The organism is Pseudomonas sp. MWU12-2029 (assembly GCF_023242425.1).
GTDB classification, from domain to species: domain Bacteria; phylum Pseudomonadota; class Gammaproteobacteria; order Pseudomonadales; family Pseudomonadaceae; genus Aquipseudomonas; species Aquipseudomonas kribbensis.
The window spans coordinates 194,443-215,394 of sequence record NZ_JALJDY010000010.1 but is presented as its reverse complement, the minus strand read 5'-3'; the positions used below and the strand labels follow the sequence as shown (position 1 = coordinate 215,394).

Below are 20,952 nucleotides of genomic sequence, written 5' to 3'. Positions count from 1 at the left end.
TTGAACATCTTCCGTCTGACACCTGCCGAGCCCACGCCTGCCGAGCGTCTGCAAAGCGAAGCCCGCGACTGGCTGATCCTGCTGACCTCCGGCCGCGCCACGGTCGCCGACGCCCGAGCGCTGCGCCAGTGGTGCGCCCAAAGCCCCGAACATGCCCGCGCTTTCGAAGAGTGCAAGGCGTTGTGGCACCTGCTGCAACCGGCGGCCGAAGCGACGCAGGCGCCACGTCGGTTTGGACGCCGGGCCTTTCTCGGCGGCGCAATTGCCGCATCGGCAGCGTTCCTGCTGGTACGCGGCACGATACCTGGCGGCTTCTCCGGGCTTGGCGCCGATTACATCACCGAAGTCGGCCAGCAACGTCGGGTCGAACCGGCGGATGGCTTGAGCCTGGAACTGAACACCCAGACCCGCATCAACCAGCGTTCGGTGGATGAGGGCGTGCAAGGCTTTGAACTGGTCAGCGGCGAAGTCGAAGTGCAGACCGCACGGCTACCCATGGCGATGCAGGCCGGTGGCGGATGGCTGCGGGCGAGCAGGGCGCGGTTCAACCTGCGCAACCTTGATCAGCAGGTGTGCGTGACGTGCCTCGATGGCGCGGTGGATGTGGAAGTTGAAGGCCGTAGCCTGCGCCTGGAACCGGGCCAGCAACTGACCTACGACGCGCAACAGGTTGGCACCGTGCAAAGCGTCGATACGGCGGCGGTAACCAACTGGCGCCAGCAAATGCTGGTGTTCAACGGCACGACCCTCAGCCAGATGATCGACGAGATCAACCGCTATCGCCCAGGCATGCTGTTGCTGCTGAACCGCGAACTCGGCCAGCGCCGGGTACAAGCACGTTTCTCCCTCGATCAACTGGCGGGCGTCGGCGCGCTGATCCGCGATGCCTACGGCGTCAAATGTACCGAACTGCCGGGCGGCGTAGTCGTCCTCAGCTAATCACTGCAAGGGGCCCATGACCTGCCGGTACTTCTCCGGCCCTTGCGGTGTTTGCCGGGTCAACCGCACCTCCAACCCCAACGGATCCTCCCGCCGATTCCCGCTCAACTGCCGCCACCCCTTGTCCATCTCCCAAACCCGCACCTGCAAATCACTCACCTCACCCAACACCGCAACCCCAGCCGTCGGTGCAGGCAACGGATACCGACTCCGCGCCGGCGCCACCGCGCGATACAGCGTGTCTCCCTTGAGCCACCATCGCACCCGCTGCAAAGCCCCCGGCTGATCCGCCGCGCTACGAATGATGTCCAGCCGAAACCCCTTGCTGTCACTGCTGCGCACCGTAACGGCAGGCGGGGCCGTCGCCGGTTCATCCTCCGTGCCGACCTTCTTCGGCTCCGTCAGCTCGATCCCCGCGCGCATCTCCACATCCCGCTGCATCTGATTCAACGCCCGCAACAGGCTGTCGCTCTGCTCGCCACTGGCCTGCAAATGGCTGTCGGCGCGGGTGACACTGTCCAGCCCCTTCCAGGCAATCAGACTGACCACCGCCATCAACAGAATCGCGACCATCACCTCGATCAGCGTAAAACCTTGTTGTCTGTTCATTGCACGCTAATCCGGCCCGAAGCATCGCGCAGCACACTCAACCGATTGAGCCCGTCAGACAGCGTCAACTGCAGCGGCGGATTGATCCACTCAGCGTTCAGCACCACCTTCTGCTTCGGCTCCACCCGCACCTCCAGCTTCGGACTCTGCCAGGGACGCGGCCGCAACTGCGGGTCCCGATCGAAATGATCAAAACCCTTGCCACTGTCACTGCGCCGACTGAACCGAAACCCTTTGCCATCGCTCAACCACGCAATCGGCCGGCCATCGGCGCGGGCCTCGGCCTGGGCAATCTGCAGCAACTGCGCCACGCGCTCGGCGTCCTTGCGCAGCAACTGCAACGGATCGGGCTTGATACTCAGACTGATCGCCGCACTGGCGATGCCGATGATCACCAGCACCACCATCAACTCGATCAGCGTAAAACCCTGCTGCCTGCACCGGTTCATCGAATGCGCACTCCCTTGCGTCCAGCCCCGTCCCAAAAAACCATCCTGCACGGCCAACATGTAAGGCGTGTGAAATAAAACCGTGAGAATTGCCGCGTAGTCTGGTCACCGGGACTAAAAGGAGATTCAGCCCATGAGATTCACCGCACGCTTTTCACCCCCCCAACTCATCCAGGCCGCCGCACTGCTGGCCGCCCTGGTCGGCATCGCCACCTGGTCATCCCTGCTCCTGACCACCGCCGAATCCCACACCCCGGCGGCTACGCCACAACTGCTCGCTGCACGCAGCGACAACCCGGCGTTGCAGTGGTTTTCCAACCGCACGGCGCCGGTGGAGATCAAGGTCAGCGGCGTGATGGCGGGGAGTCGCGGGGCGGTGGCGATACTTAGCCTGAACGATGGGCCGCCGAGGAGCTTTTTGCAGGGGGAGCGGGTGAGTCCTGGGGTGAAGTTGGTGGCGGTGGAGGGGGATGGGGTGGTGATTGAGCAGGGTGGGGAGAGGGTGCGGTTGGAGGTGGAGCGGTTGGGGGAGGGGGTGGAGATGCCGAAGCTGACTCGGCCCTGAGCTGCGGGCTGATTTCAGTCTCGTCTTCGGCTCAATTGGGATGTTACCTCCACGCTTTGCGATTAATGTGTTCAGGCAAAAAAATAGACTGTGTGGTCGAGGTTTTTAAGTCATTGATATAAAAGAATATATCCTTCAAGTACGATAAAGAGAGGGCGATTTTGTTCTAAAGAATAAATGAGCCCCCGTTTTATTCGCCTCGGCAACCACATTGCATACCTATTCATTTTCGGTGGCTTTCTCTGGACTATGCTCGTATCTAGTCACGACCTGGGGGGGTAGTAAGTGTGCCTTCGGTGCCGTCGGACACACGGCTATATTGTTGCGCTATGCTATTGAAGTGGAAGGTTGGTCAGCTTCTTCTTGGTAAAATGGGGTGTTTGTAGAAAGTAAGTCTGCGAGCGTCAAGTATGGGCGAATGATTTTAGCCCTAAGGCTTAAGGTGTAAATGCTGCAACTATTCTGGAGTGTTGAGTGGTTTTTTATACGTAATTAAATCACGACGCATTACGGTATATGTAGCAAGTGGGTTTGATCATGTTGATCATGCTGAGCCTGTTTAGTTTGTATAGGCCTAAAAAATTGGGAAAAGCAACCACGCTGATATCTGAGGTCGTTTTATGGTTGAGCCTGGGAAAAACCTAAGTAACCCCTATTCTACTGGCAATGGCGGAGGGCGATTTGAAGCACATGTACAAGCTTCATTTTTAGCGCTTATGCTAACGGGAGGATATTCTCCATGCCTACCTTGTAGGCCGATAAACAAAATAAAGCTTCAGGGAAAGTTCGACGGATATCAGACTGATGATTTGATTGTATTTACCAATAATATTGGCGGTGGCGTCGGTGGGAAATTACTCGGGCAAATCAAACATTCCATTACCATAACAGAAGGTGATTCTGTATTTGGAGAGGTTGTGCTCTCCGCATGGCAGGACTTTAATAATCCAGATGTATTTATAAAGGGATCAGATGTTATAGCACTCATTACTGGTCCGCTAAGCGCAACGGATACTGGGGACGTAAGAACTATTCTCGATTGGGCGCGCCACGCAGAGTCAGCAAAGGAGTTTTTTGAAAAGGTAAATTTGGCGCAATTTAGTAGTGCAAACAAAAGAAACAAGCTGCGCGCAATTAGGCATCACATTGATGCAGCGAATGGTCATAACGCTGTAGATGAAGAAGCGGTGTTCCAGTTTTTACGGCATTTTCATTTTTTAGGTTACGATCTTGATTTAAAGGCAGGTGTTACATTAGCTCTTCTGCACTCTTTAATAGGGTTTTATTCCGCCGATAATGTTCACTCGATCTGGACGAGGCTAGTGGATGAAGTTCAGTCAGCAAATCAAAATGCTGGAACTATTGTCGTAGGGAATCTTCCGGAAGATCTAGTCAACGTTTTTAGGCAGCGGAAGATTGAAGAGATTCCTAGTGAGTTGGTGGTGCCAGTCTCACCTAAGGCTTTTGTCTTTGGGCAGGATCATGCTCAATTATCCTCTCTTGCCATTGCAGCGTTGATTGGTGGATGGAATGAGGCGAATGAATCAGATGTTGAACTATTGAAGGAGTTTGTCAATGGATTTTAATACTTGGCTCACTAGTCTGCGAAGCATCCTTCAGGAAGAAGGAAATCCCTTATCGTTGCGGAACGGTCGCTGGGAAGTTACGGAGCGTAAAGAACTCTGGAAGATTGTTGGAAGTCGCATTTTTGACAGCCATCTTGAACAGTTTAAGAACATTTGTCTCGGGGTGCTTTCGGAAGTTGATCCCCAATTTGAACTTGACTCTGAAAATCGATATGCAGCGAGTGTGTATGGAAAAATACTTAAGTATTCGCCGGAGGTAAGGAAAGGGCTTTCAGAAACTCTGGCGCTCATAAACTCACAGGCTCAGCCCTTGGTAAATTGTTCGCAACATAAACCAGAAAGCGTTGCAATTGAAGTTGTTAATGGTTTACTGGGTGGTGCTGACTGGAAACTCTGGGGGAGCTTAGCCGATCTTCTCCCTACTATTGCAGAGGCTGCTCCTGGAGAGTTTCTAAACTGTGTTGAAAGCGCACTGGCAGATAAGGACTCTCCATTTGCTAGGCTTTTTAGCGAGGGGAAAGGTGGTTTCTCTTCTAAGAATTATATGGTTGGGCTACTGTGGGCCTTGGAAGCGCTCGGATGGTTGGAAGAGTATTTCATGCGAGTTGTGGTGATCTTAGCTGAACTTGCAACTATTGATCCTGGAACGAATTCCGGAAACAGCCCTGTTAACTCGATAAAGACAATTTTGCTACCTTGGTTTCCGCAGACCAACGCTGATGTAGATAAGAGAATCGCTTCGTTAAGGGCAGTGAGGAGCGAGTTTCCAAAAATAGCGTGGGACGTGGTGAAAAGTTTATTGCCAAATCAACACCAAACCTCCATGGGTACTTATAAGCCACGCTGGCTTCTGAATGTTCCGGAACACAACGAAGTGCATGTTTCAGATGCTGACTACAGAGGTCAAGTTGTTGCTTATGCAGCGTTGGCAGTCGAGATGGCTATCGAAGACCTATTACGGCTGAGAGAGTTGGTTGGTAATCTTGATAACTTGCCTCGACCTTCGTTTGATAAGCTCCTTGCACACCTTTCATCCAGCGCGATCACCGAGCTAAATGAGTCAGATCGATTGCCAATTTGGAGTTCTCTTACCGACTTCGTTGCTAAACATCGGCGCTTTGCTGATGCGGACTGGGCCTTAGATGCTGAGGTCGTTTCTGCTATCGAAGGTGTTGCTAGCCGGATTGCTCCAGTAAGCCCTGACGTGCTTTATCGTAGGTTATTCAATTCTAGGGATTTTGATCTCTATGAAGAAAATGGAGATTGGGAGCGGCAGCGGAAAGTTCTGGAAGAAAAACGTAAACATGCGATTTTAAAAATGCTGAGTGAGAGCGGTCTGCAAGGGGTTTTGGACTTTCTAGATAAGGTAGAGTCATCAGATTTAGTAGGAGGGATTCTTGGTGCTGTAGGAAATGGTGATGTTGATAATGAGCTGATGCCAAGGTTTTTAGATAAAGTCGATCTACATTTCCAAAAGTTTATTGGGTCGTTTATATGGAGTCGTAATTTCGTCGGGGGGGAAGGATGGCTTGCCGGCCTAGATCGCCGCACATGGACGAATGAACAGATCTGTCGCTTTTTGACTTACTTGCCTTTTAATATTTCAACATGGAAGCTCGTCGATAACTGGTTAGGTAGTGAGAGTAAACAATACTGGAACAGTGTTAAGGTTAATCCTTATCATGGTGATGGGGATGATGGTTTTTTTGCTGTGGATCGGTTGTTAGATGTATCGAGATCGAGCGAAGCACTGGATTGTTTAAGTGCACGTCTAACTAAAGAACTTCCATTTGATAGTAATCGCGCGGCAATAGCCCTTTTGGAGGCGGTGAATGGTGAGTCCTCAAGTAGCATGGATTCATATAGTGTTGTGGAACTAATAAAAACATTGCAAGCTGACGCTTCGACGGATCTTGATCAGCTTTTTAAGGTCGAATGGGCTTATTTGCCGATGCTCGGTGCTCATAGCGAAGTTAAGCCAAAATTATTGCAAGAAAAACTCGCTAATGATCCGGATTTTTTTGCTTATATCGTACGATTGATTTACCGATCAAAAAATGATGTGACGGAAGGAGTTGCTGAGCCCAATGAACATCAGAAGGCTATCGCTAGAAATGCTTGGCAGTTACTGAATGACTGGAAGCGTCCTCCAGGTTTTATCGATGATAAAAACTTTAGCTCTGAAAAGCTTGAATCTTGGCTTGGTCGTGTTAGACAGCTTTGCCAAGAGAGTGGGCATGAGGATGTTGCAATGCTAAAAGTTGGAGAGGTTCTCTATTACTGCCCATCCGATATCAATGGACTTTGGATAGTGGACGATGTCGCAAGAATTTTAAACTCAAGAGATGGTGAGTTGATTCGAAACGGATTTTGCACTGAGATTTTTAATTCTAGGGGCGCCCATTGGGTAGATCCAACCGGGGCGCCAGAGAAGGAACTGGCAGAACTATGGAGGATGAAAGGGGAAGCAGTAGAGAAAGCTGGATACCCTCGTTTTGCGGCTTCTCTTAGAGAGTTAGCGGGCTCATATGACCGGCAAGCAGAGCGAGTTATTGAACAGCACGCAGGAAGGCAATGATACAGAAGGTAGTGGGGATACATTGGGGACCGAATGCTCTCGCTCGAAACGGTTCCTTTGGCCGATTTCCCACTGACTCAAGGGCCGAGATCGGCCCGAAGCATGCGCTTTGGAAAAAGTGGGGACTGATCTACTGTCTAAGTGAGCAGAGGACTGATTTATTTTAAGGAAATAAATCAGTCCCCTTTGTTTGTCAGAGTATAAAACAATCCTATCTGTTTCTGATAATGGATTAGTTCTCACTATTTTATGGCATTAATATAAATATTCACAAGCTTGATAAGGAAAGGAAACCCAAGAAGATCCAGTACAGCAGTATTAACACCAAAGAGGCGATGAATCCTAGATGTTCGTAGAAGCTTTTCTTGTCATCTAGTATTCGACCGAAATATGTAGAAGTTATGAAGTGTAGTCTGTTAGCCGTTATCTTCAAAACTAGCATCAGTGAAAGTGTGCTAAGTAGTATTATTAACGAAGGTATGGCGCCCAAAGCAATGTATCCCATATTAATGCCCTGGATTGCTACATTTGAGTCAAAAGGGTGCAGCAGTTGGTGAAAAAACCAGCTTTGTACAATGGGTAGTAGGATATTTGTTAATGTCTCTTTGCTGAAAGGGTTGTCTAATAAAGGTATTGCGGTCATTGCACCCCCTACAACAAGCGAAATCGTTGTTGCTAACCAACCAATGGAGGTTACTAATGAAAATGAAACAATTATTCCCACGGTAGAGTGTGGAGGGCGCCTAAGTAGATACCTTGTTAGCAAATAAGCAAGGCAGTCTAATGCTGTATTGATAAAAATAAATGCGGCAGTGATCTTGATCCATAAAGCTAAATTGTTAGCGTTAGATGCGACGGGTGTTCCTGAAAATATTGTTGGTAACATAGCAAGCAGGCAGTTAAGTACAATTGAAAAAAAACTAAATTTTAAAATGCTTTCAGCACTTAATGGTTGCTTGCCGAATATATTGCTTAGCATTTTATCGGCGAGTAGCGCTGCTCGTTGATAAAGTCGGCTCCACGATTGTCGAGCGAAGGCAAGCCAATATTTCTCTAATTCATATTTTTTCTTTTCTTCAGTGATATTCTTTTCACCAAGCCAGAAATCCCATACCTTTCCTGCTCTTTGAAGTGTAAAGCTAAATGCAATTCCGCTTAGAATGCTGAAGACGCTAACCATTTGGATTAATGCTCTTATGTTCTCTTATGTAAAAAGAAGACTGCTTTTAGCTGGATGACCTTACATCGTTGGTTGTCTCGCGATTTCACTGAATGGGTGCCGATGTCTGCCAGATCAGATTATGTGCTTGGATCTTAAGCTGAGACGTTTCGAGATCTGCTCGAATAAGACTGGTTGGAGCACGTGCAGCAAGCGCGTTGAAGGACTGTCCGATGCTCCACGATTCTCGCTCGTCAATTATGATCAGCCGGTCATGGAGCGACCGGTTCGGCGCGAGTCTCCCTTCCATTGGTCGTTCTAAGCCGTACTGCTGTATCCAGCTTTTCAACGCTGGGGCGAAAGCTGCTTTTCTGCTGCCTGCATCAGCTAACACTCGCGTGGATACACCGTTGGGTACTAAGACGGCGAAGTCGGTCAGGAGATTGGCGTCGGCATATGGATCCACGAACATCACACTGGTTGTGGCTTCGCTCAGAATCTTGGACATAGCGGCAAATGCAGAAAATATCTCACCTACAGGTATGAAAGAGCCACGGCTAGTAGGGGATGCTTGGAGCTCTGCGCGGCCGAGCGCTCGATAAAGGATCGTGGTTAAACGCGGGACTGCGGCGATGTGGGTTGGAAAACGTGGATTGGGGTTTAAGCTGTTTACGGCAGCGTTGAACGCAGCCGCGTCCACTAAGTCACCGCTCTGCTCAACCCACGCCGAGGCACGTCCGAGCCACCTATGGGCGTCAGTGGTCTGCCATTGGGACGTCATTAGGTCTGGCATTTCAGCAATGAGGTAACCGAGTTCGTGATACAGGCGATCAGGTTCGATGGGCATATATGTTAAGACTTCGGGAGTGGAAGCATAAGGCTAGCATCAGATGTGTTCGCGAACCATGCCATGCTGGAAGTTAGCACTGTAGAGCTGTTCATCTGGCCTAGGTTGTCGATAACGGGACGGATCAGTTGAAGGAAAAGTGACGGAATCAGGCCTCGATAAACACTTATGTTTAAAAAGACATCTCCAGACACTCTCTCAGGCTACATATCCTTGCGCCGTTGCCTACAGCTACGCCAGAATCCGCCGGCTTGTGCGCTTTGTACCTGGTCTTTATCGTCTACGTGTCGCTGGCAACCCAGCGACCGGGTTTAGCGACCTGACCAGGTATAAGTTCAACGACGCTCCAGTTTGTCGCAGACATTTGCGATGACGATATGGTGGCTGTGCGTGGGAGACCTTCGGGTCTGCCGGGTCTTATACCTCTCGGTTCGCTAACCCGCGTACAGCTGCCACCCTTACTTGTTTAGCGACAGGTGCTGGTGGTTTCACCAGGTATAAAAATGGAGCTTCACCATGATCAAACCAACACCCAACCCGCCCGAAACCGACTCGGTTTCCCCCTACGAATCCATCGACTCCAGAAAACTCCACGAAGCCGCCGACCGCGCGCTCGACCATTACCTCTGTCCGCCCGGCTCCACGCCGCCTCCACGCAGAACCCGCGGGATGTATGCCGTGACTGCGGACAACAAAAACGAAGAATTGCTGATTGATGCCAGTGAAACACTCGCTTCGGCCCAAACCATTGCCCAGAACGTCGCCAGTCTGTTGCCGGCTTCGCAGCGTCGGGCGTTGGTGGGCATTGCACAGTTGATCATGCTCGGGGAGTTGGCGGTGAATCGGGCGTTGGATAATTTGCAATTGCCGGTGAAGCAGACCTCGGGATCAACTGCTGATTAAGCTGGTGTCAATTCTGGCGCCTTCGCGAGCGAGTCGAATCGTGAAAAAGGGGACTGATTCATTTCAATCGGTCCCCTTTTTGTTGCTTAACCCGCGTCGCCGCTATCTGGCTATGAAGGCGCATCCGGCAACTCGATAACAGCTTTGCGTCAGTGCCAGTCTCTAAAACAATGCATGCATTGGCGCGCACGCCAAGTCCTCAACTGCCCTCCGCAGTGAGGGCAGTGGGCAAGCTTTTGCTCGCACAGAGGTGACATTCGATGGCGGAAGTATTCCCAAACGATATCCGGATCAATATTTTCTCGACGGACTATCTCATTTACTACTGCTTGGTCACCCTTCTTGTGGAAGACCCCAATGATCGCTAGCGTTTCAACCGATGGACAGTAAGCCGCAATGAGCTCGCCGCATCGATTACAAACACGTTGACCATGGCCATTAATCATAAATTCGCTTCAGTATCGGGAATTGGATAAGTCCTTTTACTAGACGCTCGGTGCAGAGGCAACGGACGCTAATGGCCAAAAGTGGCCGATCGTGAATGGCAGAAATGGGTGATGTCTCAAAATGTCGTTGAAACGTGCCGGAAAAAAGAAAAATGGCCGAGGTCGTCAGCTACACCTGACAAACTCGGCCATTTTCTTTTCATCTGTTGAGCTACAGCGATCAGCCGCTTACGTCTTCACCTCAACATGATCCAACGCCTGATTCACTGCCAACCCCGCAACCATAACCACCTGCGCAATTCCCAGCGCCGTCTTGCGGTGCGCAGGCTCCAGGATCGCGGCGAAGTTGCTGAGCATTTCGCTGGCGGAATCGAGGGATTCGCTGGCGTTGGCCAGGAGCGATTCGCTGTTGTAGGCGGGGTTGGCCAGGAACATGGGGTCGTGTTTGGTGTGGCTGCCCATAATGCGTTGTTGCGGGGTGAGGTAGTGGTCGAGGGCGCGTTCGGCGGCTTCGTTCAGGGTTCGGGAGTCGGGGAATTGGTAGGGTGAGACCGGATCGGTTTCTGGTGGGTTGGGTGTTGGTTTGATCATAGATGTAACTCCTCATGCTTCAAAAAGGGAGGCCATCCAATTTCGCTACCAAACGAAGGTGGCGGCCATGCTCAGGTTGGTAGACCGGCACATGAGGAACCCGGCGCACCCGAAGGTGCCCTGTGCATGACCACCATAAAGCCGAGACGAAACGACGCCGCGAATGGTGATGCTGTGCAACTCTCATGTGCGGGCTACCAAACCCGATCACTGTTTTTCAGTGACCCGGAAACGATAAAACCCGCACCCTGGACGCACAAGCCGGCGGATTCTGGCGTAGTCGTAGGTAATGACGCAAGGCGTTGTAGCCTTGAGGAAGTAACGGAGGGTGTCTTTAAACGCGTATCCGGGAGTTGGTTAAACAGTTGGAAAAAGCAGGCCAATTTTCCTGTCCGGAATAACACTGCGCTCCTTCATTCCGTCGTTCTCGTGATTTTTCTTGCGACGTAATAAATGACGCCTATCAAAAAGTGCTTGAGCTCCCACGCCCAAGCGCCCGCGAGCATGCAGATAACCAGAAAATGAAAATATTGAGCAAATTCTGTAAAGGGCACTTTTTGTGCGCTTTTTCCAACCAGTCCAAGAGTCATCAGGCTGATGCAAAAAGAACTCAAACACCGTAAGGCGAGATAGCAAATGTCTATGATGTTGGTCGTGTACACCCAGCTTTTTGCGGATTCAGAAAACAACGCAGACCACACCAGATGAAACGCGCTTGCGTAGATGAAGCTCAGGCTTAGGCGCTGCGCCACGTCAACACCGGAGCTGAGGTAAAACTCCGAATAGAATTGGTCGATAGAAACGCCTACCGGACGCATATGGTCGAGGTACGGAAACAGGGCAACTCCGCCTGCGAGATAGATAGCTACAAAAGCGATGATTTTCATCCCGCACTCCATTGCTCCGTAAACGGCATCGGTTGACGGCTTTTCGGCTAGGGCAAGCCGATAGCATAGTCATCCTTGTCACATCCGTTCATTTGGCCTGGGAGCAATGTTTCATGCCTGACCATTGGCCGCGTCAGGTTCATACCTGGATGTCTTTTTCGAACGCCTGTAGTTGCCTTATCGGGTCCCAACCGATCGGCGACGCTTGAGCTTCGCTCCACCAAAGCATCCCGCTGGAGATCCATGATCTACGCAATTCAGCATGAGCCGCGGTCGTGTCGTCGTAGCCAAACTGCGTACCGCAGCACGGGCAGATGCCAAACGAGGAGCAGCCCAGTTCGTCGTACGGAGCCTCTTCAAGCCCGGTGTATCCACAAACCGGACAAAGATATGAAACATTGCCTGCAATCATCCGACCGCCTAATTCCTGGCCAATAGCACTTGTTGTCGGCGAGCCCGCAGATCTCTGGAGCTTATTCGGTCGGTTCTCTTTTCCGGGAGCGGTCTGAAGCTTGTCAGGGATTTTCCGGCCGGCTGAGTAAGGTCTCCAATCGCGCCAGTGGAGGCCGCTCTTGGCTCCGATCAAACACCTGCACCCCCACCTTCAACAACCGCCCATTCTCCGCCCCCCCAATCACCTGCTCACACCGCAACAACAACCTCCCTTGATCACACTCCATCGCTTTAACCCCCATCGGCAATCTCCCTTCCAACCGAAGTTCAGCCATCCGACTCTGCGCCGCAATCATCGCAATCGAACGATCCCGCAAAACCCCGCTGCTCTGCGTCATCAACCCCGCCACACGAACGGCGGCGGACATGGCGACGGCGATGATCGCCAGCGCGACGAGCACTTCAATCAGGGTGAATCCGGCTTGCGGGGAGGGGGTGCGCATCGGGGGCTCGGGCAGTCGGGCAGCCCTTGACGCTAACGCCCGTGTTTGACGGCTTGACGACGAAAACACCCGAGGATTTTCAACATCCCTGACATATCTTCTTGCAACACTGCGCGTCGAATCGAATCAAGCCAGGGAATGACGAGATGGATATCGCGCAATTCAAACAGCCCAGTCGACCGAGCCGGATGCCCCGTGGGCAGCAGGGTTTCACGCTGATCGAGATCATGGTGGTGGTGGTGATTCTCGGGATTCTGGCGGCGATGGTGGTGCCCAAGGTGCTCGACCGGCCGGATCAGGCGCGGGCCACGGCGGCGAAGCAGGACATTGGCGGGTTGATGCAGGCGCTGAAGCTGTATCGCCTCGATCACGGCACTTACCCGAGCCAAAGCCAGGGCCTGAAGGTGCTGGTGGAGCGGCCGGCTGATGCGAAGAACAGCAACTGGCGCTCGTACCTGGAGCGCCTGCCGAATGACCCGTGGGGTCGTCCTTATCAGTACCTCAATCCCGGTGCCAACGGCGAGATCGACATCTTTTCCCTCGGCGCCGACGGCCAGCCTGACGGCGACGGCGTGAATGCCGACATCGGTTCCTGGCAGTTGTAAGGCCGGTCATGAACAGCCAATCGAACCAGCAGGGGATGGCGATCATCAGTGCGCTGCTGATTGCGGCGGTGGTCGCGGTGATCGCCGCCGGCATGCTGACCCGCCAGAGCGTTTCGACCCGGGCGCTGGAAGCCGAACAACTGCGCGTGCAGGGCCGTTGGGTGTTGCACGGTGGGTTGGAGATCAGCCGGCAATTGTTGTGGGACGCGCGGCAGCGTGATCCGCTGACCCGACTCGATCAACCCTGGGCGCAGCGCTTGAACACCCAGGGTTTCGAGGGGCGACTGGAGGACGAGCAGGGCAAGTTCAACCTGCGCAATCTGGTGGCCAACGAGCGGATCGATGACGCACAGGTGCAGGCGTTCGAGCGCTTGTGCGAGTTGATCGGTGTCAGCAGCGGCTTGAGCCGGCGCATCAGTCAGCGGGTGATCGGCTCGTATCCGCACCTGTTGAATGCCCAAGTGGTGGACAAGCCTGTGGCGAAAAACACGTTCGACAGCGGGCGCGCCACGTCGCCGTCCGCTTCGCGTAAACCGCAATCCCCGACCTTGCCGATGCTGCGCACGCTTGATGATTTGCGCAGTGTCGACGGGGTCAACGATGCGCTGTTGGCGAAACTGGCGCCGTACTTGACGGTGATTCCGGCGACCACCTGGCTCAACGGTAACACGGCCACGGCGCCGGTGCTGGCGGCTTATGTGCCGGGGCTGTCGCTGGAGCGGGCGCAGGCGTTGATCAATGAGCGTGACGCCGGGCGCTGGTTTATCAATCGCGGGGATTTCGTCAATCGCCTGCGACTGCCGCAACTGGAGATCACCAGCGTCAAGGTCGGCATCACCAGCGACTGGTTCCGGCTGCGCGGGCAGGCGCGGCGGGATCAGCGGCGGGTCAGCCTCGATGCGTTGCTGCATCGCAGTCAGGATCGTTTGCCGCAAGTGATCTGGTCGCGGGTGGGCGTATGAGCCAGTTGCGCGTGAATTTGCCGCCGCTGGCGGAGCTGGGTCTCGAGAGTGAAGTGGAGTGTGCGTGGCTGGATCGTCAGGGGCAGGTCACGCGGCAGGAGCGCGTGCGGCTTGGCGCGCTGCCGAAGCAACCGCTGGTGTGTTTTCTGCACCCGTCGGACAGCCTGCTGGCGAGCATTGATCTGCCGCCGCTGCCCGCGAGCAAAACCGCTGCGGCGGTGCAATGTGCGGCGCAGGCCTTGATGCTCGGTGACAGCGCCGAGATGCACATTGCCCACAGCACCCGCAATGAAAGCGGCCAAGTGCAGATTGCCTGGGTAGCACGCAAGGATTTGCAGCACCTCGGGCAGTTCGGCTTGAACCTCAAAGGCCTGTACCCGGCGGCCTACAGCTTGCCGGTGATGGCGGGCGGCGTCGGCTGCCTGCACGACGAGCATCTGTTACTGCGCCACGGCCCGAATGCGGCGCAGGTGCAGCCGATGATCGATGAAGCGTGGCTGCTGGAAACCGGTCTGCCGGCGCACTGGATCGGTGACGGCGCGCCGGAAGCGGTGCAATCGACATTGGCCGACACGCAACGCTGCTCCGGCCCGTTACCGAGCTGGGGCCTGCACGGCGGCCTTCAGCAACCGGGCACCGAACATCGCGGTTGGGGCAGGGCGCTGGGTTGTTGTGCGCTGGCGCTGGCGGTGTGGGTGATCGGTTTGAACCTGTACGCCGCCCGCGAGGCCGGCCAGGGCCAGCAGCTCAAGGCGCAGATGGCGCAGCGGGTGAAGCAGGCGTTCCCGGAGTTGCCGGTGATCCTCAATCCGTTGCAACAGGCCCGTCAGCAAATCGCAGCTCGACAGCAAGGCGCGGTGGATGCGCCGGGGCAGGACTTCACGCGGCTGGTGTTGCAGGCCGGCAGCGGCATGCCGTCCATGGCGGGCACGGTGCAGCGGCTGGAGTTTGTCGACGGTGCGTTGCAATTGAGTCTGCTGCCCGAGGCCCGGCGTTCGGGCAACGACAAGGACTGGCAAGGCACGCTGGCCCAGGCCGGTATCAGCATCAGCCCGAACGACGACGGCTGGGTCCTGCGCCCGGCCGGCGAGGCGACCGCCGCCACCGACAACGACGACAGCAGCGGAGCCGAAGATGAATAGCCCATCGCTTGCGAAATACCGCGCCGGCTGGCAGCGCTTCAATGCTCAGTTGCAGGCCCGTTGGCAGCCGTTGGCCGTGCGGGAAAAACGCATGGTCGGCGGCATGGCGGCGTTGTTGCTTGGGCTCTTCGTGTGGGTGGCGTTGGTTCAGCCGCCGCTGAAAAAGATCGCCGCCTCGCAAGTCGAAACCCCGAAGTTGCGCGCCCAGGCCGAAGCGCTGGAAGTGCTGTTGCGCGACGTCAGCGTGCGCCCGGACGGGCAGAACCTGGAGCAGTCGCTGCAGCAGACCTTGCAGGCCAGCGGACTGGGCGGCCATTACCAATTGGCGGCCGCGTCCGCTGGCTGGCAGTTGACCTTCGACGCCGCACCGGCCGACGCCGTGCTCGACTGGCTGCTGAGCCAACCCCGGAATTTTTCACTGCAAGTGGTCGAGGCCCGTCTGCAACGCGCAGACGACGCCGCGACCGATGACACGGCCGGCACTTTGTCGGGCACCGTACGCATGGATCAGGCGCTGGGCGCTAAGGAAGCTTCATGAAGGGGTCAGGGTCCAAACGCATGGCGTTGCCGATGCTGTTGATGGCATTGAGCGCGTGCAGCAACACCACACCACCGAATCAACCGCCGCTGCTGGTGGACAGCGAACTCGGCCGGCCGCTGGCCAACACCCAGCGCAGTGGCGACGCGGTGCTCGACCGCGAACGGGCGCAGGCTCAGGCAAGACCCGCGCCAAAGCAATTGCACAACATCACCGAACGCGCTCGCAGTGGCGGTTCGGCCCGGGGCACGACGTTGCCGGCCAATCCGTTGGGCGATCAACCGGTGACGCTGAATTTTGTCGACGCGGATATTCAAGCGGTGGTGCGGGCGTTGTCGCGCTCCACCGGCCAGCAGTTTCTGGTCGATCCACGGGTCAAGGGCAACCTGACGCTGGTCTCCGAAGGCCAGGTGCCGGCGCATCAGGCGTACGACATGCTGCTGGCGGCGTTGCGCATGCAGGGCTTCAGCGTGGTGGATGTCGGCGGCGTGGCGCAGGTGGTGCCAGAGGCCGACGCCAAGTTGCTCGGCGGGCCGATCTACAGCGCCGACAAACCGGCCGGCAACGGCATGCTCACCCGCACGTTCCGCCTGCAATACGAGAACGCGGTGAACCTGATCCCGGTGCTGCGCCCGATCGTGTCGCCGAACAACCCGATCAACGCCTATCCGGGCAACAACACCATTGTCGTCACCGACTACGCCGAAAACCTCACGCGGGTCGCGCAGTTGATCCAGGGCATCGACACCCCGAGCGCCATCGACACCGACGTGGTGCAGATCCAGAACGGCATCGCCGCCGACATCGCGCCGATGGTCGCCGACCTGCTCGATGCGCCTGGCAATGATCCAACCCAGAAAATCGCCGTGATCGGCGACCCGCGTTCCAACACCATCATCATCCGCGCCGGCAGCCCCGAGCGCACGGAGCTGGCGCGCAACCTGATCTACAAACTCGACAATGCCCAGAGCAACCCGAGCAACCTGCATGTGGTGTATCTGCGCAATGCCCAGGCCGGCAAACTGGCCCAGGCACTGCGCGGTTTGCTGACCGGCGAGAGCGACAGCGGCACCAGCGACAGTGCGCGTTCGGTGCTCAGCGCCATGGGCAGTTCCACCAACTCGGGCGGCGGGCAGAACGGCCAGAGCGGCACGCAAACCAATGGCAGCACTTCGACCACCAACAACGGCAACACAGGCGGCAGTTACGCCCAGGGCAGCAGCGCCACCAGTGGCAGCGGCAACGCGCAAAGCAGCGAACAGAACGTTGCATTCAGCGCCGGTGGCGTGACCATTCAGGCGGATGCGACTACCAACACCTTGCTGATTTCCGCGCCGGAACCGCTGTACCGCAACCTTCGTGAAGTCATCGATTTGCTCGACCAACGCCGCGCACAAGTGGTGATTGAAAGCCTGATCGTCGAAGTCGGCGAAGACGACGCCAGCGAATTCGGCGTGCAATGGCAGACCGGCAATCTGGCCGGCAACGGCGTGATCGGCGGCGCCAACCTTGGTGGTTCGGGGATCAACGTCAACGGCAAGACCAGTGTCGATGTGTTGCCCAAAGGTTTGAATCTCGGTTACGTCAACGGCACCGTCGACATCCCCGGCATCGGCAAGATCCTCGACCTGAAAGTGCTGGCCCGGGCCCTGAAGAGCAAGGGCGGCACCAACGTGCTGTCGACGCCGAACCTGCTGACCCTGGACAACGAAGCGGCGAGCATTTTCGTCGGCCAGACCATCCCGTTTGTCAGCGGCAGTTACGTCACCGGCGGCGGGGGCACCAGCAACAACCCGTTCCAGACCGTGACCCGTGAAGAGGTCGGCTTGAAGCTCAACGTGCGGCCGCAAATTTCCGAGGGCGGTACGGTGAAGCTCGACATCTATCAGGAAGTCAGCAGCATCGACGAGCGCGCTTCGGCGGCGTCCACCTCGGCGGGGATCGTCACCAGCAAACGCGCGATCGACACCAGCATCCTGCTCGACGACGGGCAGATCATGGTGCTCGGCGGTCTGCTGCAGGACGGCTACAGCCAGAGCAACGACGCAGTGCCATGGCTGTCGAGCATTCCGGGGTTGGGCGCGCTGTTTCGCAACGAACGCCGCTCGATCACCAAGACCAACCTGATGGTGTTCCTGCGCCCGTACATCATTCGTGACAGCGCGGCTGGGCGCAGCATCACGCTTAATCGCTACGACTTCATGCGCCGCGCTCAGGGCGGTCTGCAACCGGAGCGCAGTTGGGCGATGCCGGACATGCAGGCGCCGCAATTGCCGACCGCTGCGCAGGGCGTGCCGGCAGCCGTTCCGACTTCCGGCCCTCGCGCGGTCATCAAGGCTGTGCCGATTGAAGCAGGCTCGCGTTTATGAGCAGCTTGCCTTACGCCTGGGCCAAGGCGCAGCGGATTCTGCTGCGCGACGGCGTGCTGACGGTGTGCCCGTCGACGCCGGGCTGGTCGATCAGCGAGGTACGGCGGCAGTTCGGCGCAGCCAGGCTTGAGCAGGTGCGCGATGACGAACTCGACGGTTTGCTCGCCACGGCCTACGCCGACACCGGCAGCGCGGCGGCGGTGGTCGGCGCGGCGGAAAACGAAGTCGACCTCGACCGCCTGATGCAGGACATGCCGGAAATCACCGACCTGCTCGACACCCAGGACGGCGCGCCGGTGATCCGCATGATCAACGCCTTGCTCACGCAAGCGGCGCGGGATGAGGCCAGCGACATTCACATCGAACCGTTCGAAACCCATTCGGTGGTGCGCTATCGGGTCGACGGCACCCTGCGCGACGTGGTCTCACCGCGCAAGGCGTTGCACGGTGCGCTGGTGTCGCGGATCAAGATCATGGCCCAACTCGATATCGCGGAAAAGCGCCTGCCGCAGGACGGCCGCATTGCGTTGCGCGTAGCGGGGCGCCCCATCGACATTCGTGTTTCCACCGTGCCTACCGGCCATGGCGAGCGGGTCGTGATGCGTTTGCTCGACAAGCAGGCCGGGCGTCTGCATCTCGAAACGTTGGGCATGGACGCGCAGGTGCTGGCCAAACTCGATCACCTGATCCGCCAGCCCCACGGCATCGTGCTGGTCACCGGCCCCACCGGTAGCGGCAAGACCACCAGTCTCTACGCGGCACTGGCGCGACTCGATGCGAGCACCAGCAACATCCTCACCGTGGAAGACCCGGTGGAATACGACTTGCCGGGCATCAGCCAGATTCAGGTCAACGCCAAGATCGACATGACGTTTGCCTTGGCGCTGCGGGCGATTCTGCGTCAGGACCCGGACATCATCATGATCGGCGAGATCCGCGACCTCGAAACCGCGCAGATCGCGGTGCAGGCTTCGCTGACCGGTCACCTGGTGTTGGCGACGTTGCACACCAACGACGCGGTGTCGGCGGTTAACCGTTTGGTCGACATGGGCGTCGAGCCGTTTCTGCTGGCCTCGTCGATGCTCGGCGTTCTGGCCCAGCGCTTGGTTCGACGGCTGTGCAGTCAGTGCAAACAGGAAGACCCGGCCACGCCCGGCACCTGGCGCCCGGTGGGTTGTGCGGCGTGCAATCACACCGGTTACAGCGGGCGTACCGGCATTCATGAATTGTTCTGCATCGATGACGACATTCGCACGCTGATTCACCAAGGGGCAGGGGAGCAGGCGTTGCGCGCAGCGGCGAGCAAGGCCGGGATGTTCAGCCTGCGCGAGGACGGCGAGCGCTGGATTCGCAGCGGTGCCACGGCGCCGGAAGAAATCCTTCGTGTGACACGGGACGCCTGATGAATCGCTATCGTTTTGAAGCCGCCGATGCCAACGGCAAGATCGAGTCCGGGCATCTGGAGGCGGACAGTCAGGGCGCGGCGTTTGGCGTGCTGCGCGGGCGTGGTTTGACGGCGTTGTCGGTAGAGAAGGAAAGCAACGTCTCCCAGCACGGCGGCGGTGGCATGTTCAGCGCCAAGCTGTCGGACAACGATCTGGCCTGGGCCACACGGCAGCTGTCGAGCCTACTCGGCGCCAGTCTGCCGCTGGAAGCTGCACTGAGCGCCACGGTCGAACAGGCCGAGAAAAAACACATCGCCCACACCCTCAGCGCCGTGCGCGCCGACGTGCGCAGCGGCATGCGCCTGGCCGAAGCGCTGGCGGCGCGGCCACGGGATTTTCCGGAGATTTACCGGGCGCTGATTGCGGCGGGCGAGGAGTCCGGGGATCTGGCGCAGGTGATGGAGCGGCTGGCGGATTACATAGAGGAACGCAACAACCTGCGCGGCAAGATTCTCACCGCGTTCATCTATCCGGGCGTGGTCGGGCTGGTGTCGATCGGCATCGTGATTTTCCTGCTGAGTTATGTGGTGCCGCAGGTGGTCAGCGCGTTTTCCCAGGCGCGGCAGGATCTGCCGGGGCTGACGCTGGCGATGCTCAATGCCAGTGATTTCATCCGAGCCTGGGGCTGGTTGTGCGCAGGCGTCATGGCTGGTGCGTTCTGGAGCTGGCGCCTGTATCTGCGCAATCCGGCGGCGCGCTTGAGTTGGCATCATCGGGTGCTCAAGTTGCCGCTGATCGGGCGCTTTGTGCTGGGGCTGAACACCGCACGGTTCGCCTCGACGCTGGCGATTCTCGGCGGCGCTGGCGTGCCGTTGTTGCGGGCACTGGAGGCGGCACGGCAGACCTTGTCGAATGATCGCTTGAGCCTGAGCGTCAATGAGGCCACCGCCAAGGTGCGCGAGGGCGTCAACCTGGCGGCAGCGCTGAAAGTGGAGAACGTGTTCCCGCCGGTGCTGATTCACCTGATCGCCAGCGGTGAGAAAACCGGTGCGTTGCCGCCGATGCTCGAGCGTGCGGCACAAACCCTGTCCCGCGATATCGAACGCCGGGCGATGGGCATGACCGCGTTGCTGGAGCCGCTGATGATTGTGGTGATGGGCGGGGTGGTGCTGGTGATCGTGATGGCGGTGCTGTTGCCGATCATCGAGATCAACCAACTGGTGCAGTAAACTTTTCCAATCTTTTTTCCTCTCGTCCAACTATCACCCGAGCGCGGAAGCAACCGTCCTCGGGTTCTCCTTTCTGTCATCTGCAACGGCCCTTCAAGGGCTGTGGCCCATTCCCTCGAAAAGCCCGCCGCAGACACTCCGCATAACCACCAGAACACCCGAGAAAATCCCTCGAAAATCACCTCGTACCTCCCGAGGTTTTTTCCTTTATCTGTCACCGGAAACTGCGAATTTCTCAGTGCGACTTAACCACGGACCCCGCTTGCG

At 56.7% G+C, this 20,952-nt stretch carries 19 protein-coding genes; 12 read left to right on the top strand and 7 right to left on the bottom strand.

What is annotated here, in order from left to right:
• Positions 1–939 (top strand): FecR family protein, encoded by a 939-nt coding sequence (locus M5B44_RS23740; protein ID WP_248740736.1) that lies wholly within the window; start codon positions 1–3, stop codon positions 937–939.
• On the opposite strand, the gene M5B44_RS23735 is transcribed toward M5B44_RS23740, so the two are convergent.
• Both M5B44_RS23735 and gspH read right to left on the bottom strand, forming a co-directional pair.
• Complete coding sequence (locus tag M5B44_RS23735; RefSeq protein ID WP_248740685.1) at positions 940–1,548, bottom strand: prepilin-type N-terminal cleavage/methylation domain-containing protein; 609 nt, start codon at positions 1,546–1,548, stop codon at positions 940–942.
• Positions 1,545–1,997 (bottom strand): type II secretion system minor pseudopilin GspH, encoded by a 453-nt coding sequence (gene gspH, locus M5B44_RS23730; protein ID WP_011334577.1) that lies wholly within the window; start codon positions 1,995–1,997, stop codon positions 1,545–1,547. The genes M5B44_RS23735 and gspH overlap by 4 nt, the downstream gene beginning before the upstream one ends.
• Before the next feature lie 133 nt (positions 1,998–2,130).
• Here gspH and M5B44_RS23725 point away from each other — a divergent pair, with 133 nt between their 5' ends.
• The 3 genes from M5B44_RS23725 (at position 2,131) to M5B44_RS23715 (ending at position 6,726) form a co-directional block, all read left to right on the top strand.
• Positions 2,131–2,562, top strand: coding sequence for a type II secretion system protein N (locus M5B44_RS23725; protein WP_248740684.1), 432 nt, complete (start codon positions 2,131–2,133; stop codon positions 2,560–2,562).
• A gap of 620 nt (positions 2,563–3,182) precedes the next feature.
• Positions 3,183–4,148, top strand: a complete 966-nt coding sequence (locus tag M5B44_RS23720; protein ID WP_248740683.1) for a hypothetical protein — start codon at positions 3,183–3,185, stop codon at positions 4,146–4,148.
• Positions 4,138–6,726, top strand: coding sequence for a hypothetical protein (locus tag M5B44_RS23715; RefSeq protein ID WP_248740682.1), 2,589 nt, complete (start codon positions 4,138–4,140; stop codon positions 6,724–6,726). Before M5B44_RS23720 ends, M5B44_RS23715 begins: the two co-directional genes overlap by 11 nt.
• Positions 6,727–6,994: 268 nt before the next feature.
• Here M5B44_RS23715 and M5B44_RS23710 read toward each other — a convergent pair whose 3' ends face one another.
• Both M5B44_RS23710 and M5B44_RS23705 read right to left on the bottom strand, forming a co-directional pair.
• The gene (locus tag M5B44_RS23710) at positions 6,995–7,906 is read right to left on the bottom strand and encodes a hypothetical protein (protein ID WP_248740681.1); all 912 of its coding nucleotides are present in this window, start codon (positions 7,904–7,906) and stop codon (positions 6,995–6,997) included.
• 85 nt (positions 7,907–7,991) lie between these two features.
• Positions 7,992–8,732 carry a hypothetical protein gene (locus M5B44_RS23705; protein ID WP_248740680.1) on the bottom strand — a complete coding sequence of 247 codons (741 nt, stop codon included), beginning with the start codon at positions 8,730–8,732 and terminating at the stop codon, positions 7,992–7,994.
• A 516-nt stretch (positions 8,733–9,248) separates the two neighbouring features.
• Here M5B44_RS23705 and M5B44_RS23700 point away from each other — a divergent pair.
• Positions 9,249–9,635: a DUF6124 family protein gene (locus tag M5B44_RS23700; protein WP_248740679.1), complete on the top strand. Its 387-nt coding sequence runs from the start codon at positions 9,249–9,251 to the stop codon at positions 9,633–9,635.
• A 674-nt stretch (positions 9,636–10,309) separates the two neighbouring features.
• On the opposite strand, the gene M5B44_RS23695 is transcribed toward M5B44_RS23700, so the two are convergent.
• From M5B44_RS23695 to gspI, 3 genes are all read right to left on the bottom strand, one after another.
• Positions 10,310–10,672 carry a DUF6124 family protein gene (locus tag M5B44_RS23695; protein WP_085701843.1) on the bottom strand — a complete coding sequence of 121 codons (363 nt, stop codon included), beginning with the start codon at positions 10,670–10,672 and terminating at the stop codon, positions 10,310–10,312.
• A gap of 413 nt (positions 10,673–11,085) precedes the next feature.
• The gene (locus tag M5B44_RS23690) at positions 11,086–11,559 is read right to left on the bottom strand and encodes a hypothetical protein (RefSeq protein ID WP_248740678.1); all 474 of its coding nucleotides are present in this window, start codon (positions 11,557–11,559) and stop codon (positions 11,086–11,088) included.
• A gap of 515 nt (positions 11,560–12,074) precedes the next feature.
• Complete coding sequence (gspI, locus tag M5B44_RS23685) at positions 12,075–12,455, bottom strand: type II secretion system minor pseudopilin GspI (protein ID WP_248740677.1); 381 nt, start codon at positions 12,453–12,455, stop codon at positions 12,075–12,077.
• Positions 12,456–12,601: 146 nt separating this feature from the next.
• On the opposite strand from gspI, the gene gspG reads away from it, so the two are divergent.
• Genes gspG through gspF form a run of 7 tightly spaced genes read left to right on the top strand, consistent with a single transcriptional unit; the run spans position 12,602 to position 20,685 of the window.
• Positions 12,602–13,060: a type II secretion system major pseudopilin GspG gene (gspG, locus tag M5B44_RS23680; RefSeq protein WP_011334561.1), complete on the top strand. Its 459-nt coding sequence runs from the start codon at positions 12,602–12,604 to the stop codon at positions 13,058–13,060.
• A gap of 8 nt (positions 13,061–13,068) precedes the next feature.
• A complete protein-coding gene (gene gspK, locus M5B44_RS23675) occupies positions 13,069–14,022 on the top strand; it encodes a type II secretion system minor pseudopilin GspK (RefSeq protein ID WP_197868009.1) in 954 nt (317 codons plus the stop codon).
• Positions 14,019–15,164 (top strand): type II secretion system protein GspL, encoded by a 1,146-nt coding sequence (gspL, locus tag M5B44_RS23670; RefSeq protein ID WP_248740676.1) that lies wholly within the window; start codon positions 14,019–14,021, stop codon positions 15,162–15,164. Before gspK ends, gspL begins: the two co-directional genes overlap by 4 nt.
• The gene (gene gspM / locus M5B44_RS23665; RefSeq protein WP_207273870.1) at positions 15,157–15,702 is read left to right on the top strand and encodes a type II secretion system protein GspM; all 546 of its coding nucleotides are present in this window, start codon (positions 15,157–15,159) and stop codon (positions 15,700–15,702) included. Before gspL ends, gspM begins: the two co-directional genes overlap by 8 nt.
• Entirely contained in the window at positions 15,699–18,071 is a 2,373-nt protein-coding gene (gspD, locus tag M5B44_RS23660; RefSeq protein ID WP_248740675.1) for a type II secretion system secretin GspD, read from the top strand. Before gspM ends, gspD begins: the two co-directional genes overlap by 4 nt.
• Positions 18,068–19,474 carry a type II secretion system ATPase GspE gene (gspE, locus tag M5B44_RS23655; RefSeq protein WP_248740674.1) on the top strand — a complete coding sequence of 469 codons (1,407 nt, stop codon included), beginning with the start codon at positions 18,068–18,070 and terminating at the stop codon, positions 19,472–19,474. Before gspD ends, gspE begins: the two co-directional genes overlap by 4 nt.
• Positions 19,474–20,685, top strand: coding sequence for a type II secretion system inner membrane protein GspF (gspF, locus tag M5B44_RS23650; protein WP_248740673.1), 1,212 nt, complete (start codon positions 19,474–19,476; stop codon positions 20,683–20,685). Before gspE ends, gspF begins: the two co-directional genes overlap by 1 nt.
• Positions 20,686–20,952: the final 267 nt, after the last annotated feature.

Bases quoted from the DNA above. Each gene is read 5' to 3' on its own strand.
- gspD (WP_248740675.1), top strand. From the start codon at position 15,699: ATGAAGGGGTCAGGGTCCAAACGCATGGCGTTGCCGATGCTGTTGATG.
- gspH (WP_011334577.1), bottom strand. From the start codon at position 1,997: ATGAACCGGTGCAGGCAGCAGGGTTTTACGCTGATCGAGTTGATGGTG.
- gspM (WP_207273870.1), top strand. From the start codon at position 15,157: ATGAATAGCCCATCGCTTGCGAAATACCGCGCCGGCTGGCAGCGCTTC.
- M5B44_RS23700 (WP_248740679.1), top strand. From the start codon at position 9,249: ATGATCAAACCAACACCCAACCCGCCCGAAACCGACTCGGTTTCCCCC.
- M5B44_RS23735 (WP_248740685.1), bottom strand. From the start codon at position 1,548: ATGAACAGACAACAAGGTTTTACGCTGATCGAGGTGATGGTCGCGATT.
- M5B44_RS23690 (WP_248740678.1), bottom strand. From the start codon at position 11,559: ATGAAAATCATCGCTTTTGTAGCTATCTATCTCGCAGGCGGAGTTGCC.
- gspE (WP_248740674.1), top strand. From the start codon at position 18,068: ATGAGCAGCTTGCCTTACGCCTGGGCCAAGGCGCAGCGGATTCTGCTG.
- gspF (WP_248740673.1), top strand. From the start codon at position 19,474: ATGAATCGCTATCGTTTTGAAGCCGCCGATGCCAACGGCAAGATCGAG.
- gspG (WP_011334561.1), top strand. From the start codon at position 12,602: ATGGATATCGCGCAATTCAAACAGCCCAGTCGACCGAGCCGGATGCCC.
- M5B44_RS23715 (WP_248740682.1), top strand. From the start codon at position 4,138: ATGGATTTTAATACTTGGCTCACTAGTCTGCGAAGCATCCTTCAGGAA.
- gspI (WP_248740677.1), bottom strand. From the start codon at position 12,455: ATGCGCACCCCCTCCCCGCAAGCCGGATTCACCCTGATTGAAGTGCTC.
- M5B44_RS23710 (WP_248740681.1), bottom strand. From the start codon at position 7,906: ATGGTTAGCGTCTTCAGCATTCTAAGCGGAATTGCATTTAGCTTTACA.
- gspK (WP_197868009.1), top strand. From the start codon at position 13,069: ATGAACAGCCAATCGAACCAGCAGGGGATGGCGATCATCAGTGCGCTG.
- M5B44_RS23720 (WP_248740683.1), top strand. From the start codon at position 3,183: ATGGTTGAGCCTGGGAAAAACCTAAGTAACCCCTATTCTACTGGCAAT.
- M5B44_RS23695 (WP_085701843.1), bottom strand. From the start codon at position 10,672: ATGATCAAACCAACACCCAACCCACCAGAAACCGATCCGGTCTCACCC.
- gspL (WP_248740676.1), top strand. From the start codon at position 14,019: ATGAGCCAGTTGCGCGTGAATTTGCCGCCGCTGGCGGAGCTGGGTCTC.
- M5B44_RS23705 (WP_248740680.1), bottom strand. From the start codon at position 8,732: ATGCCCATCGAACCTGATCGCCTGTATCACGAACTCGGTTACCTCATT.
- M5B44_RS23725 (WP_248740684.1), top strand. From the start codon at position 2,131: ATGAGATTCACCGCACGCTTTTCACCCCCCCAACTCATCCAGGCCGCC.